General features: G+C 62.3%; 20 protein-coding genes. 12 read left to right on the top strand and 8 right to left on the bottom strand.

The window, feature by feature from the left end:
* Nucleotides 1–6: 6 nt before the first annotated feature.
* From secF to OEZ71_RS11620, 7 genes are all read left to right on the top strand, one after another.
* Nucleotides 7–981, top strand: a complete 975-nt coding sequence (gene secF, locus OEZ71_RS11650) for a protein translocase subunit SecF (protein ID WP_263740167.1) — start codon at nt 7–9, stop codon at nt 979–981.
* Nucleotides 978–1,337 (top strand): Mth938-like domain-containing protein, encoded by a 360-nt coding sequence (locus OEZ71_RS11645; protein ID WP_412175628.1) that lies wholly within the window; start codon nt 978–980, stop codon nt 1,335–1,337. The genes secF and OEZ71_RS11645 overlap by 4 nt, the downstream gene beginning before the upstream one ends.
* A gap of 39 nt (nt 1,338–1,376) precedes the next feature.
* Nucleotides 1,377–2,003 (top strand): heme ABC exporter ATP-binding protein CcmA, encoded by a 627-nt coding sequence (gene ccmA / locus OEZ71_RS11640; protein ID WP_263740166.1) that lies wholly within the window; start codon nt 1,377–1,379, stop codon nt 2,001–2,003.
* Between the two features lie 76 nt (nt 2,004–2,079).
* Complete coding sequence (ccmB, locus tag OEZ71_RS11635; RefSeq protein WP_263740165.1) at nt 2,080–2,736, top strand: heme exporter protein CcmB; 657 nt, start codon at nt 2,080–2,082, stop codon at nt 2,734–2,736.
* Nucleotides 2,737–2,792: 56 nt separating this feature from the next.
* Nucleotides 2,793–3,521: a heme ABC transporter permease gene (locus OEZ71_RS11630; RefSeq protein WP_263740164.1), complete on the top strand. Its 729-nt coding sequence runs from the start codon at nt 2,793–2,795 to the stop codon at nt 3,519–3,521.
* Nucleotides 3,521–3,676: a heme exporter protein CcmD gene (gene ccmD, locus OEZ71_RS11625; RefSeq protein WP_412175627.1), complete on the top strand. Its 156-nt coding sequence runs from the start codon at nt 3,521–3,523 to the stop codon at nt 3,674–3,676. The genes OEZ71_RS11630 and ccmD overlap by 1 nt, the downstream gene beginning before the upstream one ends.
* On the top strand, nt 3,669–4,211 hold the full coding sequence (locus OEZ71_RS11620; RefSeq protein ID WP_263740162.1) for a DsbE family thiol:disulfide interchange protein: 543 nt from the start codon (nt 3,669–3,671) through the stop codon (nt 4,209–4,211). The genes ccmD and OEZ71_RS11620 overlap by 8 nt, the downstream gene beginning before the upstream one ends.
* A gap of 688 nt (nt 4,212–4,899) precedes the next feature.
* On the opposite strand, the gene acnA is transcribed toward OEZ71_RS11620, so the two are convergent.
* Nucleotides 4,900–7,590 (bottom strand): aconitate hydratase AcnA, encoded by a 2,691-nt coding sequence (gene acnA, locus OEZ71_RS11615; RefSeq protein ID WP_263740161.1) that lies wholly within the window; start codon nt 7,588–7,590, stop codon nt 4,900–4,902.
* Nucleotides 7,591–7,812: 222 nt separating this feature from the next.
* Between acnA and OEZ71_RS11610 the strand changes: the two genes are divergently transcribed.
* Nucleotides 7,813–8,520, top strand: a complete 708-nt coding sequence (locus OEZ71_RS11610) for a DUF1223 domain-containing protein (RefSeq protein WP_263740160.1) — start codon at nt 7,813–7,815, stop codon at nt 8,518–8,520.
* Nucleotides 8,521–8,610: 90 nt separating this feature from the next.
* Nucleotides 8,611–10,011 carry an aldehyde dehydrogenase family protein gene (locus OEZ71_RS11605; protein WP_263740159.1) on the top strand — a complete coding sequence of 467 codons (1,401 nt, stop codon included), beginning with the start codon at nt 8,611–8,613 and terminating at the stop codon, nt 10,009–10,011.
* Between the two features lie 9 nt (nt 10,012–10,020).
* On the opposite strand, the gene OEZ71_RS11600 is transcribed toward OEZ71_RS11605, so the two are convergent.
* The 4 genes from OEZ71_RS11600 to purB all read right to left on the bottom strand — a co-directional run bounded on the left by OEZ71_RS11600 (nt 10,021) and on the right by purB (nt 13,760).
* Nucleotides 10,021–10,896, bottom strand: a complete 876-nt coding sequence (locus OEZ71_RS11600) for a lysophospholipid acyltransferase family protein (RefSeq protein ID WP_263740158.1) — start codon at nt 10,894–10,896, stop codon at nt 10,021–10,023.
* 145 nt (nt 10,897–11,041) lie between these two features.
* Nucleotides 11,042–12,112: a flagellar motor switch protein FliG gene (locus OEZ71_RS11595; RefSeq protein WP_412175626.1), complete on the bottom strand. Its 1,071-nt coding sequence runs from the start codon at nt 12,110–12,112 to the stop codon at nt 11,042–11,044.
* 69 nt (nt 12,113–12,181) lie between these two features.
* On the bottom strand, nt 12,182–12,349 hold the full coding sequence (locus OEZ71_RS11590) for a carbohydrate-binding module family 14 protein (protein ID WP_263740156.1): 168 nt from the start codon (nt 12,347–12,349) through the stop codon (nt 12,182–12,184).
* 106 nt (nt 12,350–12,455) lie between these two features.
* Nucleotides 12,456–13,760, bottom strand: a complete 1,305-nt coding sequence (gene purB / locus OEZ71_RS11585) for an adenylosuccinate lyase (protein ID WP_263740155.1) — start codon at nt 13,758–13,760, stop codon at nt 12,456–12,458.
* Nucleotides 13,761–13,841: 81 nt separating this feature from the next.
* Here purB and OEZ71_RS11580 point away from each other — a divergent pair, with 81 nt between their 5' ends.
* Together OEZ71_RS11580 and OEZ71_RS11575 are read left to right on the top strand one after the other, a co-directional pair.
* Complete coding sequence (locus tag OEZ71_RS11580) at nt 13,842–14,189, top strand: hypothetical protein (protein ID WP_263740154.1); 348 nt, start codon at nt 13,842–13,844, stop codon at nt 14,187–14,189.
* Nucleotides 14,186–14,599, top strand: coding sequence for a DUF6314 family protein (locus tag OEZ71_RS11575; protein ID WP_263740153.1), 414 nt, complete (start codon nt 14,186–14,188; stop codon nt 14,597–14,599). The genes OEZ71_RS11580 and OEZ71_RS11575 overlap by 4 nt, the downstream gene beginning before the upstream one ends.
* 9 nt (nt 14,600–14,608) lie before the next feature.
* Here the strand turns inward: OEZ71_RS11575 and OEZ71_RS11570 are convergent, their stop codons facing one another.
* Nucleotides 14,609–15,478 carry an alpha/beta fold hydrolase gene (locus OEZ71_RS11570; RefSeq protein WP_263740152.1) on the bottom strand — a complete coding sequence of 290 codons (870 nt, stop codon included), beginning with the start codon at nt 15,476–15,478 and terminating at the stop codon, nt 14,609–14,611.
* Between the two features lie 48 nt (nt 15,479–15,526).
* Nucleotides 15,527–16,750 carry a bifunctional alpha/beta hydrolase/OsmC family protein gene (locus OEZ71_RS11565; protein ID WP_263740151.1) on the bottom strand — a complete coding sequence of 408 codons (1,224 nt, stop codon included), beginning with the start codon at nt 16,748–16,750 and terminating at the stop codon, nt 15,527–15,529.
* 220 nt (nt 16,751–16,970) lie between these two features.
* On the opposite strand from OEZ71_RS11565, the gene OEZ71_RS11560 reads away from it, so the two are divergent.
* The gene (locus tag OEZ71_RS11560) at nt 16,971–17,171 is read left to right on the top strand and encodes a hypothetical protein (protein WP_263740150.1); all 201 of its coding nucleotides are present in this window, start codon (nt 16,971–16,973) and stop codon (nt 17,169–17,171) included.
* Between the two features lie 13 nt (nt 17,172–17,184).
* On the opposite strand, the gene dddP is transcribed toward OEZ71_RS11560, so the two are convergent.
* On the bottom strand, nt 17,185–18,528 hold the full coding sequence (gene dddP, locus OEZ71_RS11555) for a dimethylsulfonioproprionate lyase DddP (RefSeq protein ID WP_263740148.1): 1,344 nt from the start codon (nt 18,526–18,528) through the stop codon (nt 17,185–17,187).
* Between the last annotated feature and the right edge of the window lie 41 nt (nt 18,529–18,569).

The raw sequence follows: 18,569 nt of genomic DNA, 5'->3' as shown, positions 1-18,569 counted from the left end.
ATTCTCATGGCATTCCGTCTCAAACTCGTCCCCGATAACACCAATATCGACTTCTTTCGCTGGCAATGGCTGACCTTCTGGGGGTCGGTCGCGCTGGTGATCGCCTCGATCATCCTGAGCGCGATCATGGGTCTGAATTTCGGCATCGACTTCAAGGGCGGCACGACGATCCGCACTGAGTCGACCTCTGCTGTCGATGTCGGTGCCTACCGCACCGCCGTCGCGCCGCTCGGCCTCGGCGATGTTTCGATCACAGAGGTCTATGACCCGACATTCGGGCCCGACCAGCATGTCGCCATGCTGCGCATTCAGGCGCAGGAAGGGTATGAGGCGGTCACGCCCGAAATTATCACCAAGGTCGAAGAGGCGCTGAAGGGCGTTGATCCGTCGATTACGTTTCCGTCCGTCGAATCCGTTGGCCCCAAGGTGTCGGGCGAGCTGATCAAAACTGCCGTCCTGTCGGTGCTCGCCGGGGTGGCCGCGATCTGCTTTTACATTTGGCTCCGCTTCGAATGGCAGTTTTCGGTTGGCGCTGTTGTGTCGCTGATCCATGACATCGCGCTGACGATTGGCATATTCTCGGTCTTCCAGATCAAGTTCGACCTGACGATCATCGCGGCCTTGCTGACGATCCTCGGCTATTCGATCAACGATACGGTGGTTGTCTTCGACCGGCTCAGGGAAAACCTGATCAAGTACAAGCAGACGCCCTTGCGCGACCTTTGCAATCTGTCGGTCAACGAAACCCTCAGCCGTACAGTCATGACCTCGGGCACGACGCTTCTGGCGCTGATCGCGCTCCTGATCTTCGGTGGCGACGTGATCCGGGGCTTTGTCTTTGCGATGACTTGGGGAATCGTCGTGGGTACCTACTCTTCAGTCTATGTGGCTAAGAATGTGGTCCTGATGCTGGGCGTGAAGCGAGACTGGGGCAAGAAGGATGACGGTCCGGCAGGCACCCAGTTCGCCACGGGCAAATGATCCAATTAACCGATATCGCCTTTGACGGGCTGACACCCATCGACGGTTACGGGCCGGGGTTTTTCCGCGTCGATGGCAAGGTGCTGCACGGTGCGGTGCTGGTCACTTCGACCTCGGCGCTGGTTTGGGGCGGGTATGAGGATACCGCGCCCCTGATCGCGCTCGCCGATCAGATCGACGTGCTCTTCCTCGGGACTGGCACGTCAATCGCCAACCCGCCTGCGGCGCTTCGGCAGAAGCTCGAAGAGGCCGGGATCGGGGTCGAGGCGATGGCCACGGATGCGGCGGCGCGCACCTACAACGTCCTTCTCTCCGAGGGGCGGCGGATCGCCGCGGCGCTTCTTCCGGTGGAATAGACGCTTTGCCTCGGGACAAGGATCGGCTAGCCCTTTGCCATGATGCTCTCAGTCCAGGACCTTGCCGTGTCGCGCGGCGGTATCACGATCCTCGACGCCGTCTCGCTGACGCTTCAGCCGGGCGAGGCGCTGGTGCTGCGCGGCCCGAACGGGATCGGCAAGACGACGCTGCTCAGGACCGTCGCCGGACTGCAACTGCCAGTCTCGGGCCGGGTCGAACTGCCGCCGGAAGGGGCCGCCTATTCCGGCCATGCCGACGGGCTGAAGGCGACGCTGACGGTGGCCGAGAACCTGACGTTCTGGGCACGCATCTACGGGCAGCGCGACATCGCCCCGGCACTCAAAGCGATGAATCTCGAAACTCTCGCCGACCGCGATGCGCAGAACCTTTCGGCCGGGCAGAAACGCCGCCTTGGCCTTGCCCGCCTCCTGGTGACCGGTCGTGGCCTCTGGCTTCTCGATGAACCCACCGTCTCGCTCGACGCGGCCTCGGTCGCGCTTTTCGCCGAGGCGGTGCGCGCGCATCTGAAGCGGGGGGGCGCCGCGCTGATGGCGACACATATCGACCTCGGGCTGGAGGAGGCCACCATCCTCGACCTCGCGCCCTTCCGCGCCAAAACCCCGGCGCCGGGGCAGGGCGGCGGTTTTGACGAGGCCTTCGCATGACCTGCTTCTTCATTGCCGAAATACTCCGGGGTCCGGGGCAGCGCCCCGGGACTCTCCGCCAGCGGAGCGCCCGCCGATGCTAGCGCTTCTTCTTCGCGACCTGCGCCTTGCGACGCGCGCGGGCGGTGGCTTTGGCCTCTCGCTTGCCTTCTTCCTGATCGTGACCGTTCTCGTTCCATTCGGAGTTGGCCCGGAGGGCGGCACGCTCGCCCGGATCGCCCCCGGAATCCTCTGGGTCGGCGCACTGCTCTCCTGCCTCCTCTCGCTCGACCGTATCTTCGCGCTGGATCGCGAGGACGGCTCGCTTGACCTGCTGGCCACCGCTCCGATCCCGTTGGAAGGGGTCGTGGCGATCAAGGGGTTGGCGCATTGGCTGACGACCGGCCTGCCGCTGACGCTCGCTGCACCGGTGCTGGGTGTGCTTCTGAACCTGCCGCAATCGGGGTTCCTCTGGCTAACGCTGTCGCTGCTGTTCGGAACACCCGCGCTTTCCGTCATCGGCACTTTCGGTGCAGCGCTCACAGTCGGGCTGAAACGTGGCGGGCTGCTGCTTTCGCTCCTCGTCCTGCCGCTCTATATCCCGACGCTCATTTTCGGGGCCGAGGCCGCCAAGCGCGGGGCTGAGGGGCTGGCGACCGCGACGCCGCTTTTAATGCTCGCGGGCATCACCGCCGGCACCGTCGCCATCCTGCCCTTCGCCGCGGCTGCGGCAATCCGCGTCAATCTGCGCTAGGGAAACCCATGTTATGAATATTGAGGACCAAGGCCGGAACGGCTAGTCAGGGCGCCATGTCGATCTGGGAATATGCGAACCCGAAGAAATTCATGCAGACCTCGTCCTGGGCCTTGCCCTGGGTGACGGGGCTTGCCGTGCTGACCCTGCTGACGGGCCTCGTCTGGGGCTTTTTCTTCACGCCTGACGATTTTCGCCAGGGGTCCACGGTCAAGATCATCTTCATACATGTGCCCTCGGCGATGATGGCAATCAATTGCTGGGCGATGATGTTGGTGACCTCGCTCGTCTGGTTGATCCGCCGCCATCATGTCTCGGTGTTGGCCGCAAAGGCCGCGGCGCCGATCGGCATCACCATGACGCTGATCGCGCTCTTTACCGGGGCGATCTGGGGCCAGCCGATGTGGGGCACATGGTGGGCATGGGACCCGCGTCTGACCTCGTTCCTGATCCTGTTCCTCTTCTACCTCGGCTATATCGCGCTTTGGGAGGCGGTCGACGACCCCGATACGGCGGCGGACCTCACCTCGGTCCTCTGCCTCGTCGGTTCGGTCTTCGCACTCCTTAGCCGCTACGCGGTGCTCTTCTGGAACCAAGGCCTGCATCAGGGCGCGTCCCTGTCGCTCGACAAGGAGGAGCATGTCGCCGACCAGTTTGCACATCCGCTCTGGCTCACCATGGCCGGTTTCGTCCTGCTTTTCGTGACACTCGTCCTGCTCAGGACCCGGACCGAGATCCGGGCGCGCCGTCTACGGGCGCTGGAAGCGCGGGAAAGGATGGCATGATGGTGGAGCTAGGTAAATACGCGGGCACGGTCCTCGGGGCCTATGGGGTGACAATCGCGCTGCTGCTCGGCCTCGTCTGGATGACCCTCCGGCAAGGCGCGAAGATGCGCAGGCGGCTGGAAGAGCAGGAACGCAGGATGGGCCGCAATGGCTAAGGTTTCACCGTTGATGCTTTTGCCTCCGGCGATCTTCGCCGGGCTTGCCGCGATCTTCGTTTGGGGCATGAGCCGGGAAGACCCCGATGCGCTGCCTTCAGCATTGAAGGGCCGCGAAGCCCCGGCGGTGGTCGTCACGCCACTCGGCGACCTGCCGGTCTTTTCCGATACAGATCTACGGGACGGCAACGTCAAGTTGGTGAACTTCTGGGCAAGCTGGTGTGCGCCCTGCCGGGCTGAGCATCCCAATCTGGAGCGCTTGAAGTCAGAGGGCATCACGATTTACGGCGTGAACTACAAGGATAAGCCCGAGGCCGCCCTCCGGTTCCTGAACGAACTTGGCAACCCCTTCGCCGCAACCGGGGCCGATGGAAACGGCCGTATGGGTATCGACTGGGGGCTTTACGGTGTTCCCGAAACCTTTGTCATCGACGGCGAGGGCAAGGTGATCCTGCGGTTCGCGGGTCCCATCACCGAACGTTTCCTGACGTCCGATATCTACCCCGCCATCGATGAGGCTAAGGGCGGGAACTGAGGTTCACTTCGGGTGGACCGTGTTGGCCGAGTGCTGCGTAAATGTTCAGGCCCGGATGACCCGCTAATGCACTAAATGCACCGATAAATAAAAATGGGCCGCCGCGGAGTAGCTGCTCTCCGCGGCGGCCGGCCGTCACCCTGCGCGTGTTACGGCGATCAACAAGAGCAGACCGGCGGTTTCGAACCACGGCATACTCGGAACAAATGGAAGTCTGGTTACAATCGCTCTCATGCAGTTTTGATACAAAGTTTAGTCGGGTAAAAATATTCCGAAGTGGAGATATCTTTGTAAGTTATTGATATTAAACGGTTTCATATTGTGAAACAATGTTGGAGTGAAAACAAGTTGCGTATTCTTACCGGATCATTTCTTGAACACGACCAATTAACTAATTCACGACACAGAATCACATTGATGTTATATGAATGGCGCGTGAACGCAGGCTTAAAATACCAGTAAATCTTCTAGTTATGAAGCCACTGAGAAGTGGCGGCAACTTCCGTGTCGCCTGGGTGAATTGCTGGGCGTTTGGCAAAAACGGCATCAACCGCGGGCTGATTGCCCCGATTGACTGCGCGACGCGCGCGCGGCCGAACGGTGGCCTTTCCATGCATTCAGAGGGCTTTGGGGAGGAAACGAAAAAAAGGCAGCCTGACGGCTGCCCTTTGTCGTGGTTATCAACCGGTCAGGCGCGGGCGAGGTTCCTGAGCACGTAGTGCAGTACGCCGCCATTTTCGACATACTCGATCTCGACCTCGGTATCGATCCGGCACTTGATCTGGATCGTCTTCTCGGTCCCGTCGGCGTAGCGGATGGTGCAGGGCACTTCGGCCAGCGGTTTCAGGTCGCCCTCAAGTCCGTGGATCGAGATGATCTCGTCGCCCTTCAGGCCCAGCGTCTTTCGATTGTCGCCGGCGGTGAACTCGAACGGGATGACGCCCATGCCGACGAGGTTCGAGCGGTGGATACGCTCGAACGATTCCGCGATGACCGCCTTGACGCCCAGAAGGTTGGTGCCCTTGGCTGCCCAGTCGCGCGACGAGCCCGCGCCGTATTCAATGCCACCGATGACGATCAGCGGCGTACCCGCCTCCTGGTAGGCCATCGAGGCGTCGTAGATCGAGGTCTGTTGTCCGTCGGGCCCGAGCGTGTAGCCGCCCTCCACGCCGTCCAGCATCTCGTTTTTGATGCGGATATTGGCAAAGGTGCCGCGCATCATCACCTCGTGGTTGCCGCGCCGCGAGCCATAGGAGTTGAATTCACGGGGCGCCACCTGCCGTTCGGTCAGGTACTGACCCGCGGGCGTTGTGGGCTTGAACGACCCGGCCGGGCTGATGTGGTCGGTGGTGATCATGTCACCCAGAAGCGCGAGGATGCGGGCGTCCTTCAGATCGGTGATCTTGCCCTTTTCCTTGCCCATGCCCCGGAAATAGGGCGGGTTCTGGATATAGGTGGAGGTGGGCGGCCAGTCATAGGTTTCCGACTCGGTCACTTTCACGTCTTGCCACTTCGCGTCGCCCTTGAAGACATCCGCGTATTTCTTGAGGAATGCCTCGCGCGTCACGGTCTTGTTCACCAGATCGGCGATTTCCTTGTTCGAGGGCCAGATGTCTTTCAGGTACACTGGCTTGCCGTCTTTCGACGTGCCCAACGGCTCTGTCGTCAGGTCGATATTCATGTCGCCCGCCAGCGCATAGGCGACCACCAGCGGCGGCGAGGCGAGGTAATTCGCGCGCACGTCCGGGCTGATACGGCCTTCGAAGTTGCGGTTGCCCGAAAGGACGGCGGTCGCGACCAGATCGCCTTCGGCGATTGCTGCCGAGATTTCCGGCTGAAGGGGGCCGGAATTACCGATGCAGGTGGTGCAGCCATAACCGACAAGGTTGAAGCCGACAGCATCGAGGTCTTCTTGAAGCCCTGCGGCCTCAAGGTATTCGGAAACGACCTGAGAACCGGGGGCGAGCGAGGTTTTGACCCACGGCTTGCGGTTCAGCCCCAGTTCGCGCGCCTTGCGGGCGACAAGACCGGCGCCGATCATCACATAGGGGTTCGATGTGTTGGTGCAGGAGGTGATCGAGGCGATCACGACCTTGCCCGACGACATCGTGTAAGCCTCGCCCTTAACCGCCACTTCCTTGCCCTGCGGGCGCTTGAAGGTCGCGTCCATCTCTTTGGCGAAGGCTGATTTCGCGGCGGTGAGGGCTACGAAATCCTGCGGACGTTTCGGGCCCGAGATCGCCGGGACGATGGTCGCCATGTCGAGTTCCAGCGTCGAGGTGTAGACCGGATCGTAATCCGCGCCGCGCCAGAAGCCGTTTTCCTTGGCATAGGCTTCGACGAGCGCGATGCGGTCCTCATCCCGGCCGGTCTGTTCGAGATAGCGCAAGGTTTCGCTGTCGATGGGGAAGAAGCCACAGGTCGCGCCATATTCCGGCGCCATGTTGGCGATGGTCGCGCGATCGGCCAGCGGCAGATGGTCCAGACCTGGCCCGTAGAATTCCACGAACTTGCCGACGACGCCGTGCTTTCTGAGCGTCTCGACGACCTTGAGCACGAGGTCGGTCGCGGTGGTGCCCTCGACCATCTCGCCGGTCAGTTTGAAGCCCACAACCTCGGGGATCAGCATCGAGACCGGCTGGCCGAGCATCGCGGCCTCGGCCTCGATCCCGCCGACGCCCCAGCCAAGGACGGCAAGGCCGTTGACCATGGTGGTGTGGCTGTCGGTGCCGACGAGCGTGTCGGGGTAGGCGACCGTCTCGCCATTCTGGTCGGTGTCGGTCCAGACCGTCTGGGCGAGGTATTCGAGGTTCACCTGATGGCAGATGCCGGTCCCGGGCGGCACGACGCGGAAGTTCTGGAAAGCGTTCTGACCCCATTTGAGGAAGACGTAACGCTCCATGTTCCGCTCATATTCGCGGTCCACGTTCATCTGGAAGGCGCGGGGATTGCCGAACTCGTCGATCATCACCGAATGGTCGATGACGAGGTCGACGGGGTTCAGCGGGTTGATCTTCTGCGCGTCGCCACCCAGCGCCTTGATCCCGTCGCGCATCGCGGCCAGGTCAACGACGGCCGGGACGCCGGTAAAATCTTGCATCAGCACGCGCGCCGGGCGATAGGCGATTTCGCGCGGGTTCTTGCCGCCACTCTTGCCCCAGTCGGAGAACGCCTTGATATCGTCGACCGACACGGTGCGGCCGCCATCCTCGAAGCGCAACATGTTCTCCAGGACGACCTTCAGTGCCGCCGGGAGCTTGGAAAACTCACCCAGTCCGGCCGCCTCAGCCGCCGGGATCGAATAATAGCTGACGGTCTTGCCGCCTGCGGTAAGTGTCTTGCGCGTCTTCGCGGTGTCCTTGCCGGTGACGATGGGCATCGGGATCTCCCTAATCGGTGGGCTGTTCTCGGTCTCTCTCCGCCTGCCTTGTGCCGTATGGGAAGTGGGCGATCAAGAGAAATACGATGTATTGTATACAATTGTGCACAATTAATGGCAAGGGGTACATCACCCTGTCACAGAGTCTCGCAAAACCTTGATTGGCCAATTGCGATCGGTTTGACTACCAATGTGGGGACCAGGGGATACGGAACAGAGAACATGCGCAGGATCATCAGCGCCGCCGCGGGCCTTTGGCTTGGTCTCGCGGGGGGCGTCCTCGGCCAGTCGGCGGGTCACAACCCGGTAGTTGTGGAGCTTTATACATCGCAAGGATGCTCGTCCTGTCCGCCGGCCGACAAGATCCTTAGCGGGTTCGCCGCGCGGGACGATGTCATCGCCCTTGGTCTGCATGTCGACTATTGGGATTATATCGGCTGGAAGGACATTTTCGCGAAGCGGCAGTATTCCGATCGCCAGCGCGCCTATGCGGCACATGCAGGTGCGCGCACCGTCTATACGCCGCAGATTATCGTCGCGGGTATGGATCACCTCGTCGGCAGCCGTCCGGCAGAGCTTGACCAGACGATCCGTCGTCATGCTGCCCGGAAAGGAACGGTATCTCTTGCGCTTGGCCGCAGTGGCGACCGGCTGAGGGTGCGGGCGCAGACCGCCGCACCCTTCTCGCGCAAGGCGGTGGTTCAGGTCGTGCGGTATCTTCCCGAGCGGCGGGTCGAGATCGGCCGCGGAGAGAATGCCGGACGCACGTTGACATACAGCAATATCGTCACCGACTGGATGCGGGTCGCAGAATGGGATGGCAAAAGCGAGCTTTCGCTGGAGTTGTCCGCGTCGGGCGCGGAACCGGTCGTTGTCATCATTCAGGAAGACGGGCCCGGCCCCATACTGGCCGCAGCGCGCCTTCGCTGAGGTCTGCCGCAACGTCTTTGCGCCCGACCGGTTGACTCCGGGCTGCACCGCGTTCCTTGCTCTGGCCCGGATCGGGCCGAGGGAGTGATCATGGACAGCGATACGGTTACTGGCGAAACCCGAAGGCTGGCTGCGGTTCTGGCCGCGCAACGCGAAGCGGCTGCCTCCGAGGTTGTGCCTGACTTGGCGTCCCGCCGGACCGACCTCGCCCGGCTTAAAGCGGCAATCCGGGCCCATAGAAACGACTTTGTAGCCGTCGCACGCGAGGATTTCGGACGCCGGCCCGCAGAGGATACGCTGATACTCGACATCGGTCCCGTCGTGCAGGGCATCAACCACATGCACCGTCACCTTGGCGCCTGGATGCGGCCCGAAAGGGTGCCGGTGCCCCACACGCTCTGGCCCGGACGGGCGCATATCCACCGTCAGCCGTTGGGGGTCGTCGGCATCATGGCGCCATGGAACTATCCGTTCGGTCTGTCGCTGCTGCCCTTGGCGACGGCCCTTGCGGCAGGAAACCGGGCGATGCTGAAGCCTTCGGAGCTGGCTCCCGCGTCATCGCGCCTGCTGGCTGATCTGCTCGCAGACACATTCGAAGCCACGCAGGTCGCTGTGGTCGAAGGCGGGGTGGAAACTGGCACGGTCTTCGCAGGACTGCCTTTCGATCACCTGTTCTTCACCGGATCAACCGAAGTCGGACGCAAGGTGATGAGAGCGGCGGCGGAAAACCTCGTGCCGGTGACGCTCGAACTTGGCGGCAAGTCGCCGGTTCTGCTGGCCCGTGACGCGGATTTCGCCAAGGCCGCGCGCGACATCGCCTTCGGCAAGGTGGCGAATGCCGGACAGACCTGTATCGCGCCGGACTACGTGCTGGTGCATGAGGACGACACCAAGGATTTCATCGCCCGATTGAAACCAGAAATGGCCCGCGCGGCGAAAATCGCGGGGCGGCGGGGCGGTCCGGCCGGGATCATCAGCGCAAGACATGCCGAACGGCTTGCATCGCTTCAGGAGGAGGCCCGGATCGGGGGTGCCGTAGTGATCGAAACAGGCGAGGAGGGTAACGTCACCCCTACGATTATCATTGGCCTCCGGCCTCAGATGCGGTTGACGCGCGAAGAGATCTTCGGCCCGCTTTTGCCGGTCGTGACCTATGCGACGATGGAAGAGGCGATTGCCCGGATCGGCTCCGGTCCGCGCCCGCTGGCGCTTTATCTCTATACAGCCAACCGCGATCTGAAGGGCCGCGTGTTGCGCGACACTCTCAGCGGCAATGTAACCCTGAACGGAGTTATGACCCATTACGCAGTCGAAAGCCTTCCGTTCGGCGGGGTAGGCGCAAGCGGCATTGGTGCCTACCACGGCCGCGCCGGGTTCGAGGCGATGAGCCATGCAAAGGGTGTCTTCGAGGAGCCGCGCCGCAGTCTCATTCCGTTCGGACGCCCCGGCGGGAGGTTCGTGAAACTCTTCGCCCGTTACATGATGCGCTGAACTGCGCCTCTATTTCCAGCGGCGATGAATCCAAAACCACTGATCCATATGGTCGCGCACCAGCCGCTCAAGGCTGTCATTGATCGCCTGCGTCATGGTCAGCGGATCGCTATGTGGAATGGGTGCGTCGGTGACGATCCGGAAATTGAGCCCGTCCGGTTCCCGCACGCCATAGACCGGGATGATCTCGGCCCCGTATTTCAAGGCCAGATCGGCGGCAGAGGTCGCGGTATAGGCCGGATGGCCGAAAAAGCTCAGCTTCTCGCCCCGCCCCATATGCTGGTCCATCAGCAGGCCTAGCATACCGCCCGAACGCAGGAACTTGACCATCGCCCCCATGCCCTTCTGCCCGCGCGGGAACAATGGCGTGCCGATCACCGAGATCGTGTCGAGGTAATGGGCGTTAAAAAGCGGGTTCTTCATCGGCTTGTAGAGCGCGCCGACCCGGTAGCCGCGCGCGATCAGGGCCGCACGGGCGACGTCGTAATTGCCGAAATGCCCGGTGGCGAGGATCACCGGGCGGCCTCCGCGGTGGGCGGCTTCCAGCGCCTCTGCCCCCGGACCGGTCAGCGGCAGGTCGCGCACGCGCTTGATGAATTCGCGGCCTGAATAAAGCTCGATCGTGGTGCGGCCGACATTGTCGGCCACGGCGCGGACAAGGTGCCTGACCTCGGCTTCGGGCAGGTCCGGGCAGACGAGTGCAAGGTTGTCGCGCACCCGGCGCGACCAGCCCGCAAGCGGCGCGATGAGGCGCGAGATTACCCAGCCCGCAACCGGAACGCGCCGCTCGTAGGGCAGGGTCCGGGCCAGCGTCAGCAGCAGCCGGAAGGCACCGTCCGTCACTTTGTCGCGCAGGCTGGCCTTCAGTCCGTTCTCCGCCGTCATCGGTCCTCGTCGATCTGGCGCGGCTCATCTTTCCGGCGCGCACCTTCCGCAGCCAGACATAGAGGCGCGAAAGCGCGATCACAAGCGCATGGGGGAAGCGGCCGGGACCGCCCTAGTAGGGATTTAACCTGCGACAGCCGGCGCGTCAGTCGTCGTCCTCGTCGCTGGTCTTCAACACCAGTTCGCCAGCGCTTTCCAGATCGCGGATGGCGACGATGATAGCGGTCATGGCCGCCTCGGCATCCTTATCCTTGACCTTGCCGCGTTCGGCCATCTCTTCCCTCAGCGAGGCAGCCATGCGCTGCGACATGTTCGACAGGATGAATTCCGCCGCGGCCCTGTCGTCATCGCCGGCCGCCCCGGCCAGCGCGTTGATAAGAGTTGCCTGGTCCACGCCGCGCGTGACTTTGGATATGTCGCGCCCCTCGATCCGTGCTGGAATGTCGGCAAAAGTGAAGATCGCGCGGCGGACCTGCGTGGCGAAATCGGTGTCAGTCTCGGTCAGGCCTTGCAATACGTCATCGCGTGTCGCGGCAGGTGAGAAGTTCAGGATCGCGCCGACCCGTTCCACCGGGTCGGTGTCAAAAGCCCGGATCGGTTGCGCTTCCAGCTGGCCGACCAGCGACAGGCCGATCTGGCGCACCGTCTCCGGGTCTATGTTGCCGGTCTGGCTGACCGCATAGGCGATGCGGCGGGCGCGGTCGCCCGGCAGCTTACCGAGCAGCTCGGCGGCGCGCGAAACGGCGAGTTTCGACAGCATCACCGCGCCGACCTCGACGCTTTCCTCGGTCAGGACGGGCAGGAGTTTTTCCGGATCAAGCGCGGCGATCCGGTCCCAGGGATCGGCCTTGGCCGAGGCGCTGGCGAGCCGTTTCAACCGACTGGCGGCGGTGGCCGAGATATGGCCATCAAGCATCTGCAAGGCGCCGTCGATGCCGCCGGGAAAGGACAAGCCGACCGATTCAAGACGTGTCAGGAACTCCTCCACCACATTTCGCAACGTGTCGCGATCGATCGAGCGCATGGAGCCGATCTGTTCGGTCAGCGCGGCCTGTAGATGGTCGGGTAGATCGCGCAGCGGCAGGTTGCCACCTTCGGACAGGAGAAGCCGCACGATAATCGCGGCCTTCTGTCGACCGGTCATGGTGGATGGTGCGAGGGGACGACCGGTTACGGAACCTGCTTGCGGTCGCGACAAGGGTGTCAGGGCCGTCATGTAGCATCACCTCCGATCCGGTCTTCGGAGGAGGCTCTCAGAAAGCGGTTAAGGCGTCGTTACGGTTGTTCAGCTTCCGACGGTGACGCAGCTTTGGGTCGCGGCATCCCAAGCCGTGCCTTCGGCGCAGCTGATCTGGGCCTGACGCTCTCCGTGGCTGCACCCTTGCGCCTGAACTGCCGCCGGGACAAGTCCGGCTGCAAGCGCAAGCGCAGTGATCAGAGACTTCATCGGCATTTTATCCTCCATCCTGTTCGGATCGAGTGTGCCAGCGGAAGGGGGCGCCACGCAAACAAAAGCTGCGCGAAACCCCTTATTGTTCACGGAATCGTGTGCCGGGGTGTCAGTCCCCGAACACCCGTCGAAAGATCGTGTCGACATGTTTGGTGTGATAGCCCATGTCAAACTTCTCGTTGATCGCGTCCTTTCCGAGGGCTTTCACGACGTCGTCATCGGCCAGCAGCATTTCGCGGAAATCGACGCGGTCTTCCCAGACCTTCAGCGCATTGCGCTGCACCATCGCATAGGCGTCCTCGCGGCTGACACCGGCCTGGGTCAGCGCCAAGAGAACCCGCTGCGACATGACAAGGCCGGGGAACTTGTTCATGTTGGCCAGCATGTTTTCCGGAAATATCAGCATCTTTTCGACCACGCCGGCCAGCCGGTGCAGGGCGAAGTCGAGCGTGATGGTCGCATCCGGGCCGATGCCGCGTTCGACCGAAGAATGCGAGATGTCGCGTTCGTGCCAGAGCGCCACATTCTCCATCGCCGGGATCACCGCCATGCGGACGAGCCGCGCCAGCCCGGTCAGGTTCTCGGTCAGGACCGGGTTCTTCTTGTGCGGCATGGCCGAGGAGCCCTTCTGCCCCATGGAGAAGAACTCCGCCCCTTCCAGCACTTCGGTGCGCTGCATGTGGCGGATCTCGATGGCGATGTTTTCAATCGAAGAGGCGATGACGCCGAGGGTGGCAAAGAACATCGCGTGGCGGTCGCGCGGGATAACCTGCGTCGAAATCGGTTCGGGGCGGAGGCCCAGCTTTTCGCAGACATGTTCCTCGACCGCGGGGTCGATATTGGCGAAGGTGCCGACCGCACCGGAAATCGCACCGGTCGCAATTTCCCACCGGGCCTTTTCCAGCCGGTTCTTGTTGCGGTCCATCTCGGCATAGAAGCGGGCAAAGGTCAGGCCCATCGTGGTCGGTTCGGCATGGATGCCGTGGCTGCGGCCGACGCGGACCGTATCCTTGTTCTCATAGGCGCGCTTTTTCAGCGCCGCCAGCAGCTTGTCGACACCGGTCAGAAGGATATCCGCTGCGCGGACCAGCTGCACGTTCAGGCAGGTGTCGAGCACATCGGACGAGGTCATGCCCTGATGGACAAAGCGCGCCTCCTCGCTGCCGACATGTTCGGCCAGATGGGTCAGGAAGGCGATGACATCGTGTTTGGTGACGGCCTCGATCTCATCGATCCGTGCCACATCGAATTCCACATCCTTGGCTTTCCACACCGCTTCCGCGTTTTCCCGCGGGATCACGCCCAAGTCGGCCATCGCGTCACAGGCATGGGCCTCGATCTCGTACCAGATTCGGAATTTAGTTTCCGGCGACCAGATGGCAACCATGTCGGGGCGGGAATAACGGGGGATCATCCGTGGGGCCTTTCCGTTTGAGGGACGCGCGGGCGTGTCCTAGACTGGCGGCGTACCGGAGGCAAGCGGGCAGGGGAGATGATGCGGCGATTGATAGTGGCGGTAGGGCTCTGTCTGGCGACGCCGGTTCTTGCAGAGGACTGGCAGGTGCTTGGCGGGGCAGACATTGCCGAGGCGCTCGACGAGCGTGAACTGACCTATGAAAACGGCGCCGTTCAGGTCTTCCGCGAAAGTGGCGCGACGACGTATAGCGTCGGGTCCGGTCTCAGCGAGGGGCGCTGGCGGGTGGAGGGTGATGAGTATTGTTCGAACTGGCCACCAGCGGCGACGTGGAGCTGCTATACTCTGGAGCGGGATGTTGATACCGGGCGGTTCCGCTTTGCCGGAGCGAGCGGCGATATGTCGGTCGGGAGTTATTCCGACGAATGAGCTTTGTTCCTGAACTTTATGATTTCATTGGAAACTGGAAGATCGACCGGGTGATCGAAGATCGCCTCTCAGGTCAAGAAGGTCGGTTTGAGGGTCATGCGCGTTTCGTGGCCGACGGCGATGTCTTGCGTTACCGCGAGGAAGGGCTGCTGAGCCTTACGGGCGGTCCGCCAATGACCGCAGTGCGGGAATACCTTTGGCGCGACGCGGGCGGGCGTATTGCGGTCGATTATTGTGATGGCCGGGTGTTTCACGATTTCGATCCGGCTGATCCGGCGGCACATCATGCCTGCGATCCCGATGATTACCGCGTGCGCTACGACTTTGGTGGATGGCCTGACTGGCAGGCGGAATGGACGGTGAAAGGGCCGCGCAAGGATTATACGATGACCAGCCGGTATTCGCGCTGATCAGGGCGCTCAGACAGAACGACCTGCGATAAAGCGGTTCACCCGCTCCACGATAAGAGGCGCGAGCGCGGGCGTGATGACATGACCCATTCCGTCGATGACCTCCAGTTCCGCATCTGGAATCAGCGACGCGATTTCGCGCCCCTCTTCCGGCGGGATCAGCGTGTCATCGGTGCCATGGATCACAAGGCAGGGCAGGGTAACGCGCCCCAGGGCATTGCGCCGGTCTGACGTGTTCAGGATCGCCACCAGTTGCCGGTTTACCCCCTCCGCTTCGGCCCCGCGGTCGTAGGCGCGTTCGGCCTGCGCCCTGAGATAGGTTTCCGATGCCGGATAACCCGGGCTACCCCATTCGCGATCGCCAGCAAGCGCACCATCGACATATCCCGCCCGATCCACCGGCCGGGACAACAGGCGTTCGCCCAGATCAAGGCCACGCAATCGGGCTGACGACATGACGATCGTCGCAGACCGAAAGCGGTCCGGGTGGTCGCAAGCGAGAATCTGAACGATGGCGCCTCCCATGGAAATGCCGAACACATGGGCGCACTCGATGCCGAGCGCATCCATAAGCGCCGTGACATCGCGTGCCATGTCCTGCAGGTCATAAGCAGGCTTCGGCACCCGCCCCGCTTGCACGTCCGCGAGAATGGCGTCGGCATCACCCTGCGACCCGGGCGCCGGGCACCGGTCGGACAGACCCACATCGCGATTGTCGAAGGTCACGACCCGGTAGCCTGCCGCCACAAAGCCGGTGATCAGTTCGGGAGCCCAGTGAACGATCTGCGAACCCAGCCCCCGGACTAGGATCAGAACCGGAGCGCCGGGATCGCCGTGCTCTTCGACTTCCAGATGGATATTGTTGGCCGCGATCCGCATTCACACCCCCCGAACTTGCGCGCACGATGGCCCGGAGGGCTGGATTGTTCAAGCGGGTGCGGTCAGTGCCGTCTTGATATGGGACGTGGCTTCAAGCGTGCGGTGGACCGGGCATTTATCAGCAATTTCCAAGAGTCTTGCGCGCTGTTCATCATCCAGATCACCCTCCAGCGTGATCTCGCGCAGAAACACGTCGATCTTTGCGCCCTTGTCACAATCGGCGCAGTCCTCGGCATGGACCTTGGAATGGCTGACATCTACCCGGACATGAGTCAGCTTCCATTTCTTGCGCCGTGCATACATGCGGATCGTCATCGAGGTGCAGGCGCCGAGACCCGCTGCAAGGAAGCCATAAGGCGACATGCCGCGATTGGTGCCGCCATAGGCCTCGGGCTCATCGGCCAGTGCATGGTGCAGCGGACCGTCATTGACATGCTGGAGGAAGCCCTCCGGGTCAGCCTCGGACACACGGACGATGCCTTCGGGCGCGCCTTTCGGGGCTTCGGGCTGCTTCAGACTCAGATAGCGCGCGCCCCACGCCGCGATGACCTCGGCGGCATAGTCGGCATCAGCAGGGTCGGAGATAAGGTGATCCGCATTGTCGAGTGTGACGAAGCTCTTTGGATGTTTCGCGGCGGAAAAGATGGCGCCAGCATTCTCGATCCCGACGATCTGGTCGCGGGGGGCATGCAGCACCAGAAGCGCGCGTTTGAGACTGGCGATTGAGGCCGAGAGTTCCTCGGCCGCAACCTCGCGCACGAAATCCCGGCCGATTCGGATCGGGCGGCCGCCGAGATCAACCTCGGCCACGCCCTCTTTGTCGATCCGGTCAAGAGCGCCAGCGAAGTTGTGGGTGACATGGCCGGGATCGAAGGGAGCGCCGATGGTGACCACCGCGCGGATGCTTTCGATCTGTCCGGCGGCCTTCAGGACAGCGGCGCCACCCAGCGAATGACCGATGATCAGAGCGGGCGCCATGTCGCGCCCGTCCAGATAGTTGGCGGCGGCGATCAGGTCGGCGACGTTCGACAGAAACCCCGTCTCAGCGAAGTCGCCCCCGGACTGGCCAAGGCCGGTGAAATCGAAGCGCAGGGTCGCAATTCCCATCGCAGCCAGCCGGGCGGCGATGCGACGGGCGGCGATCACATCCTTGCCGCAGGTGAAGCAATGGGCAAAGAGTGCGGGGGCAAGATGCGGGCCTTCGGGCAGGTCGAGCCGCGCCGAAAGCTCTGCCCCGGAATGGCCGGGAAAGGTGATGCGTTCGGTTGCCATTTCTCTCTCCGTATTGCGCGCTCCCGCAAGACTTGGTGCAATCCGGGGGGATGACAAGGAATGTGACCGGGTCGTCACGTAGTGGTGAGGGCGAGGCGTCTAGCCACTCACCATAATTCATCACGATACGTTATTAATATCAGAACATACATTCGTTTTAATAATTCTAATCGCGCGCCTAGATAGGACGGAGAACGACCCCCACCCAAGGAGATTTGCCATGACATGCACCGATTGCATCAACCGCGACACCGCACCCGAGCCGTCCGCATCGTTATCGCTCGGGCTCATTCTTCTCGTCCTTGGCGGCATGGCCATTGTCGCGTCGGCCCCGACCGTTCCTTACCCGAACGCCAGCACAGCGGTCGCAGTCGAAGACTGGCACGGCAATGTGCGCGCCTCGGGCTGGACGAACGATTAAGGGATGGGGCTGGTCAGGCCAGCCCCATCAGCCTTTCGTCGAACGGATATTTCGTAAGGTTCTCGTATCCTGTCTCGGTGATCAGGACCTGATCCTCTAGCTTTATCGAGAAGTTCCCGCCATCCTGGCTGACTAGAGCCTCGACGCAGAGCACCATGCCCGGCTGAACCTCGTAGTCGAAGGCGCCGTCTTCCCATGCATCGGGATAGACAATCGAGGGCCATTCGTCGCACAGACCGACACCATGCATCTTGACCCCGTATTTCAGACGGTCGAATTCCGGGTCGAGCTTGTGGCCACCGAAGACCAGATCGCGGAAGGACACGCCGGGCTTCAGCATCTCCATATTCGTCGCAATATGCTCATGTGCGTGGCGCATGGCATAGATCATCGAATTGGTGGGTTTGGCGTCACCCACCCACCATGTCCGTGAAATGTCGATGCAGATACCGTAGGAGCCGATGAGGTCGGTGTCGAAGGCCACGATCTCGTTCGGCTGGATGATGCGCGGCCCGCATTCTTGAAACCACGGATTTGTGCGTGGTCCCGAGGCAAGCAGCCGGGTTTCGATCCACTCGCCGCCACGTTTGATGTTCTCGGCATGGAGGACGGCCCAGACGTCATCCTCGCTCATATTGCCCTGTGGCACGCCTTCGCGGCAGGCCTTTTCCATCGCGGCGATGGACTTCTCGCAGGCGTCATGGGCGCAGCGCATGGCAAGGATTTCGTCCGGTCCCTTGATGACGCGGGCCTTTTCCGTGCATTCCTCGCCTTCCCCGACGATGAATCCTACGCCTTCCAGCGCCCGCAGGCCGTGAACCATGATCTTGTCGACACCGAGCCTGCGGTTCGTCCCGGCATGTTCGCGCATCACCTGATCGACATCAGCTGCGAAGCGCTTTGCCGCTGCCTCCCCCCGGTCGCCGGTCGACATGTAGAACATGGACGCACCCGACCGGACCTCACGGACCAGCGGGTTGTGCTCGGCCAGGAAGGGCGAGTTCTTGTATTCCCAGAGTACCATGTAGCCATCGGCGCAGAGAAGAAGCGCCCGGAACGGATTGTGGGTATTCCAAAGCTGCATGTTCGTCGCATCCGTGGCATAGCGGATGTTCAGGGGATCGAAGAGCAGGATGCCGCCCCAGCCGCGCTCGACGACATGCTGCGTGAGCCGTTTCCAGCGGAACTCCCGCATCCGCTCAAGGTTCGGCAGCGTAAGCCCCGCCGCTTCCCATTCGCGGAACGCCAACTGGGTCGGCCCGATCTCGATCCGGTTGTTGTCGTTCGGGCTGCCATCCCCCAGGGCCTTGCCCTTGGTCGGATCGATCTTGCGGGTGTCGGAATAGTGCGTGTCCATGGGGGCTCTCCGTTTTCAGGCCCGAGCATCCGGCCCTCCGG

Source organism: Albidovulum litorale, from assembly GCF_025751495.1.
GTDB classification, from domain to species: Bacteria; Pseudomonadota; Alphaproteobacteria; order Rhodobacterales; family Rhodobacteraceae; genus Albidovulum; species Albidovulum litorale.
This window is presented reverse-complemented; position numbering and strand designations above follow the sequence as displayed.

What these genes read in the sequence shown, in the direction of transcription:
- secF (WP_263740167.1), top strand. Translation starts at nt 7, where the DNA reads ATGGCATTCCGTCTCAAACTCGTCCCCGATAACACCAATATCGACTTC.
- OEZ71_RS11645 (WP_412175628.1), top strand. Translation starts at nt 978, where the DNA reads ATGATCCAATTAACCGATATCGCCTTTGACGGGCTGACACCCATCGAC.
- ccmA (WP_263740166.1), top strand. Translation starts at nt 1,377, where the DNA reads ATGATGCTCTCAGTCCAGGACCTTGCCGTGTCGCGCGGCGGTATCACG.
- ccmB (WP_263740165.1), top strand. Translation starts at nt 2,080, where the DNA reads ATGCTAGCGCTTCTTCTTCGCGACCTGCGCCTTGCGACGCGCGCGGGC.
- OEZ71_RS11630 (WP_263740164.1), top strand. Translation starts at nt 2,793, where the DNA reads ATGTCGATCTGGGAATATGCGAACCCGAAGAAATTCATGCAGACCTCG.
- ccmD (WP_412175627.1), top strand. Translation starts at nt 3,521, where the DNA reads ATGGTGGAGCTAGGTAAATACGCGGGCACGGTCCTCGGGGCCTATGGG.
- OEZ71_RS11620 (WP_263740162.1), top strand. Translation starts at nt 3,669, where the DNA reads ATGGCTAAGGTTTCACCGTTGATGCTTTTGCCTCCGGCGATCTTCGCC.
- acnA (WP_263740161.1), bottom strand. Translation starts at nt 7,590, where the DNA reads ATGCCCATCGTCACCGGCAAGGACACCGCGAAGACGCGCAAGACACTT.
- OEZ71_RS11610 (WP_263740160.1), top strand. Translation starts at nt 7,813, where the DNA reads ATGCGCAGGATCATCAGCGCCGCCGCGGGCCTTTGGCTTGGTCTCGCG.
- OEZ71_RS11605 (WP_263740159.1), top strand. Translation starts at nt 8,611, where the DNA reads ATGGACAGCGATACGGTTACTGGCGAAACCCGAAGGCTGGCTGCGGTT.
- OEZ71_RS11600 (WP_263740158.1), bottom strand. Translation starts at nt 10,896, where the DNA reads ATGACGGCGGAGAACGGACTGAAGGCCAGCCTGCGCGACAAAGTGACG.
- OEZ71_RS11595 (WP_412175626.1), bottom strand. Translation starts at nt 12,112, where the DNA reads ATGACGGCCCTGACACCCTTGTCGCGACCGCAAGCAGGTTCCGTAACC.
- OEZ71_RS11590 (WP_263740156.1), bottom strand. Translation starts at nt 12,349, where the DNA reads ATGCCGATGAAGTCTCTGATCACTGCGCTTGCGCTTGCAGCCGGACTT.
- purB (WP_263740155.1), bottom strand. Translation starts at nt 13,760, where the DNA reads ATGATCCCCCGTTATTCCCGCCCCGACATGGTTGCCATCTGGTCGCCG.
- OEZ71_RS11580 (WP_263740154.1), top strand. Translation starts at nt 13,842, where the DNA reads ATGCGGCGATTGATAGTGGCGGTAGGGCTCTGTCTGGCGACGCCGGTT.
- OEZ71_RS11575 (WP_263740153.1), top strand. Translation starts at nt 14,186, where the DNA reads ATGAGCTTTGTTCCTGAACTTTATGATTTCATTGGAAACTGGAAGATC.
- OEZ71_RS11570 (WP_263740152.1), bottom strand. Translation starts at nt 15,478, where the DNA reads ATGCGGATCGCGGCCAACAATATCCATCTGGAAGTCGAAGAGCACGGC.
- OEZ71_RS11565 (WP_263740151.1), bottom strand. Translation starts at nt 16,750, where the DNA reads ATGGCAACCGAACGCATCACCTTTCCCGGCCATTCCGGGGCAGAGCTT.
- OEZ71_RS11560 (WP_263740150.1), top strand. Translation starts at nt 16,971, where the DNA reads ATGACATGCACCGATTGCATCAACCGCGACACCGCACCCGAGCCGTCC.
- dddP (WP_263740148.1), bottom strand. Translation starts at nt 18,528, where the DNA reads ATGGACACGCACTATTCCGACACCCGCAAGATCGATCCGACCAAGGGC.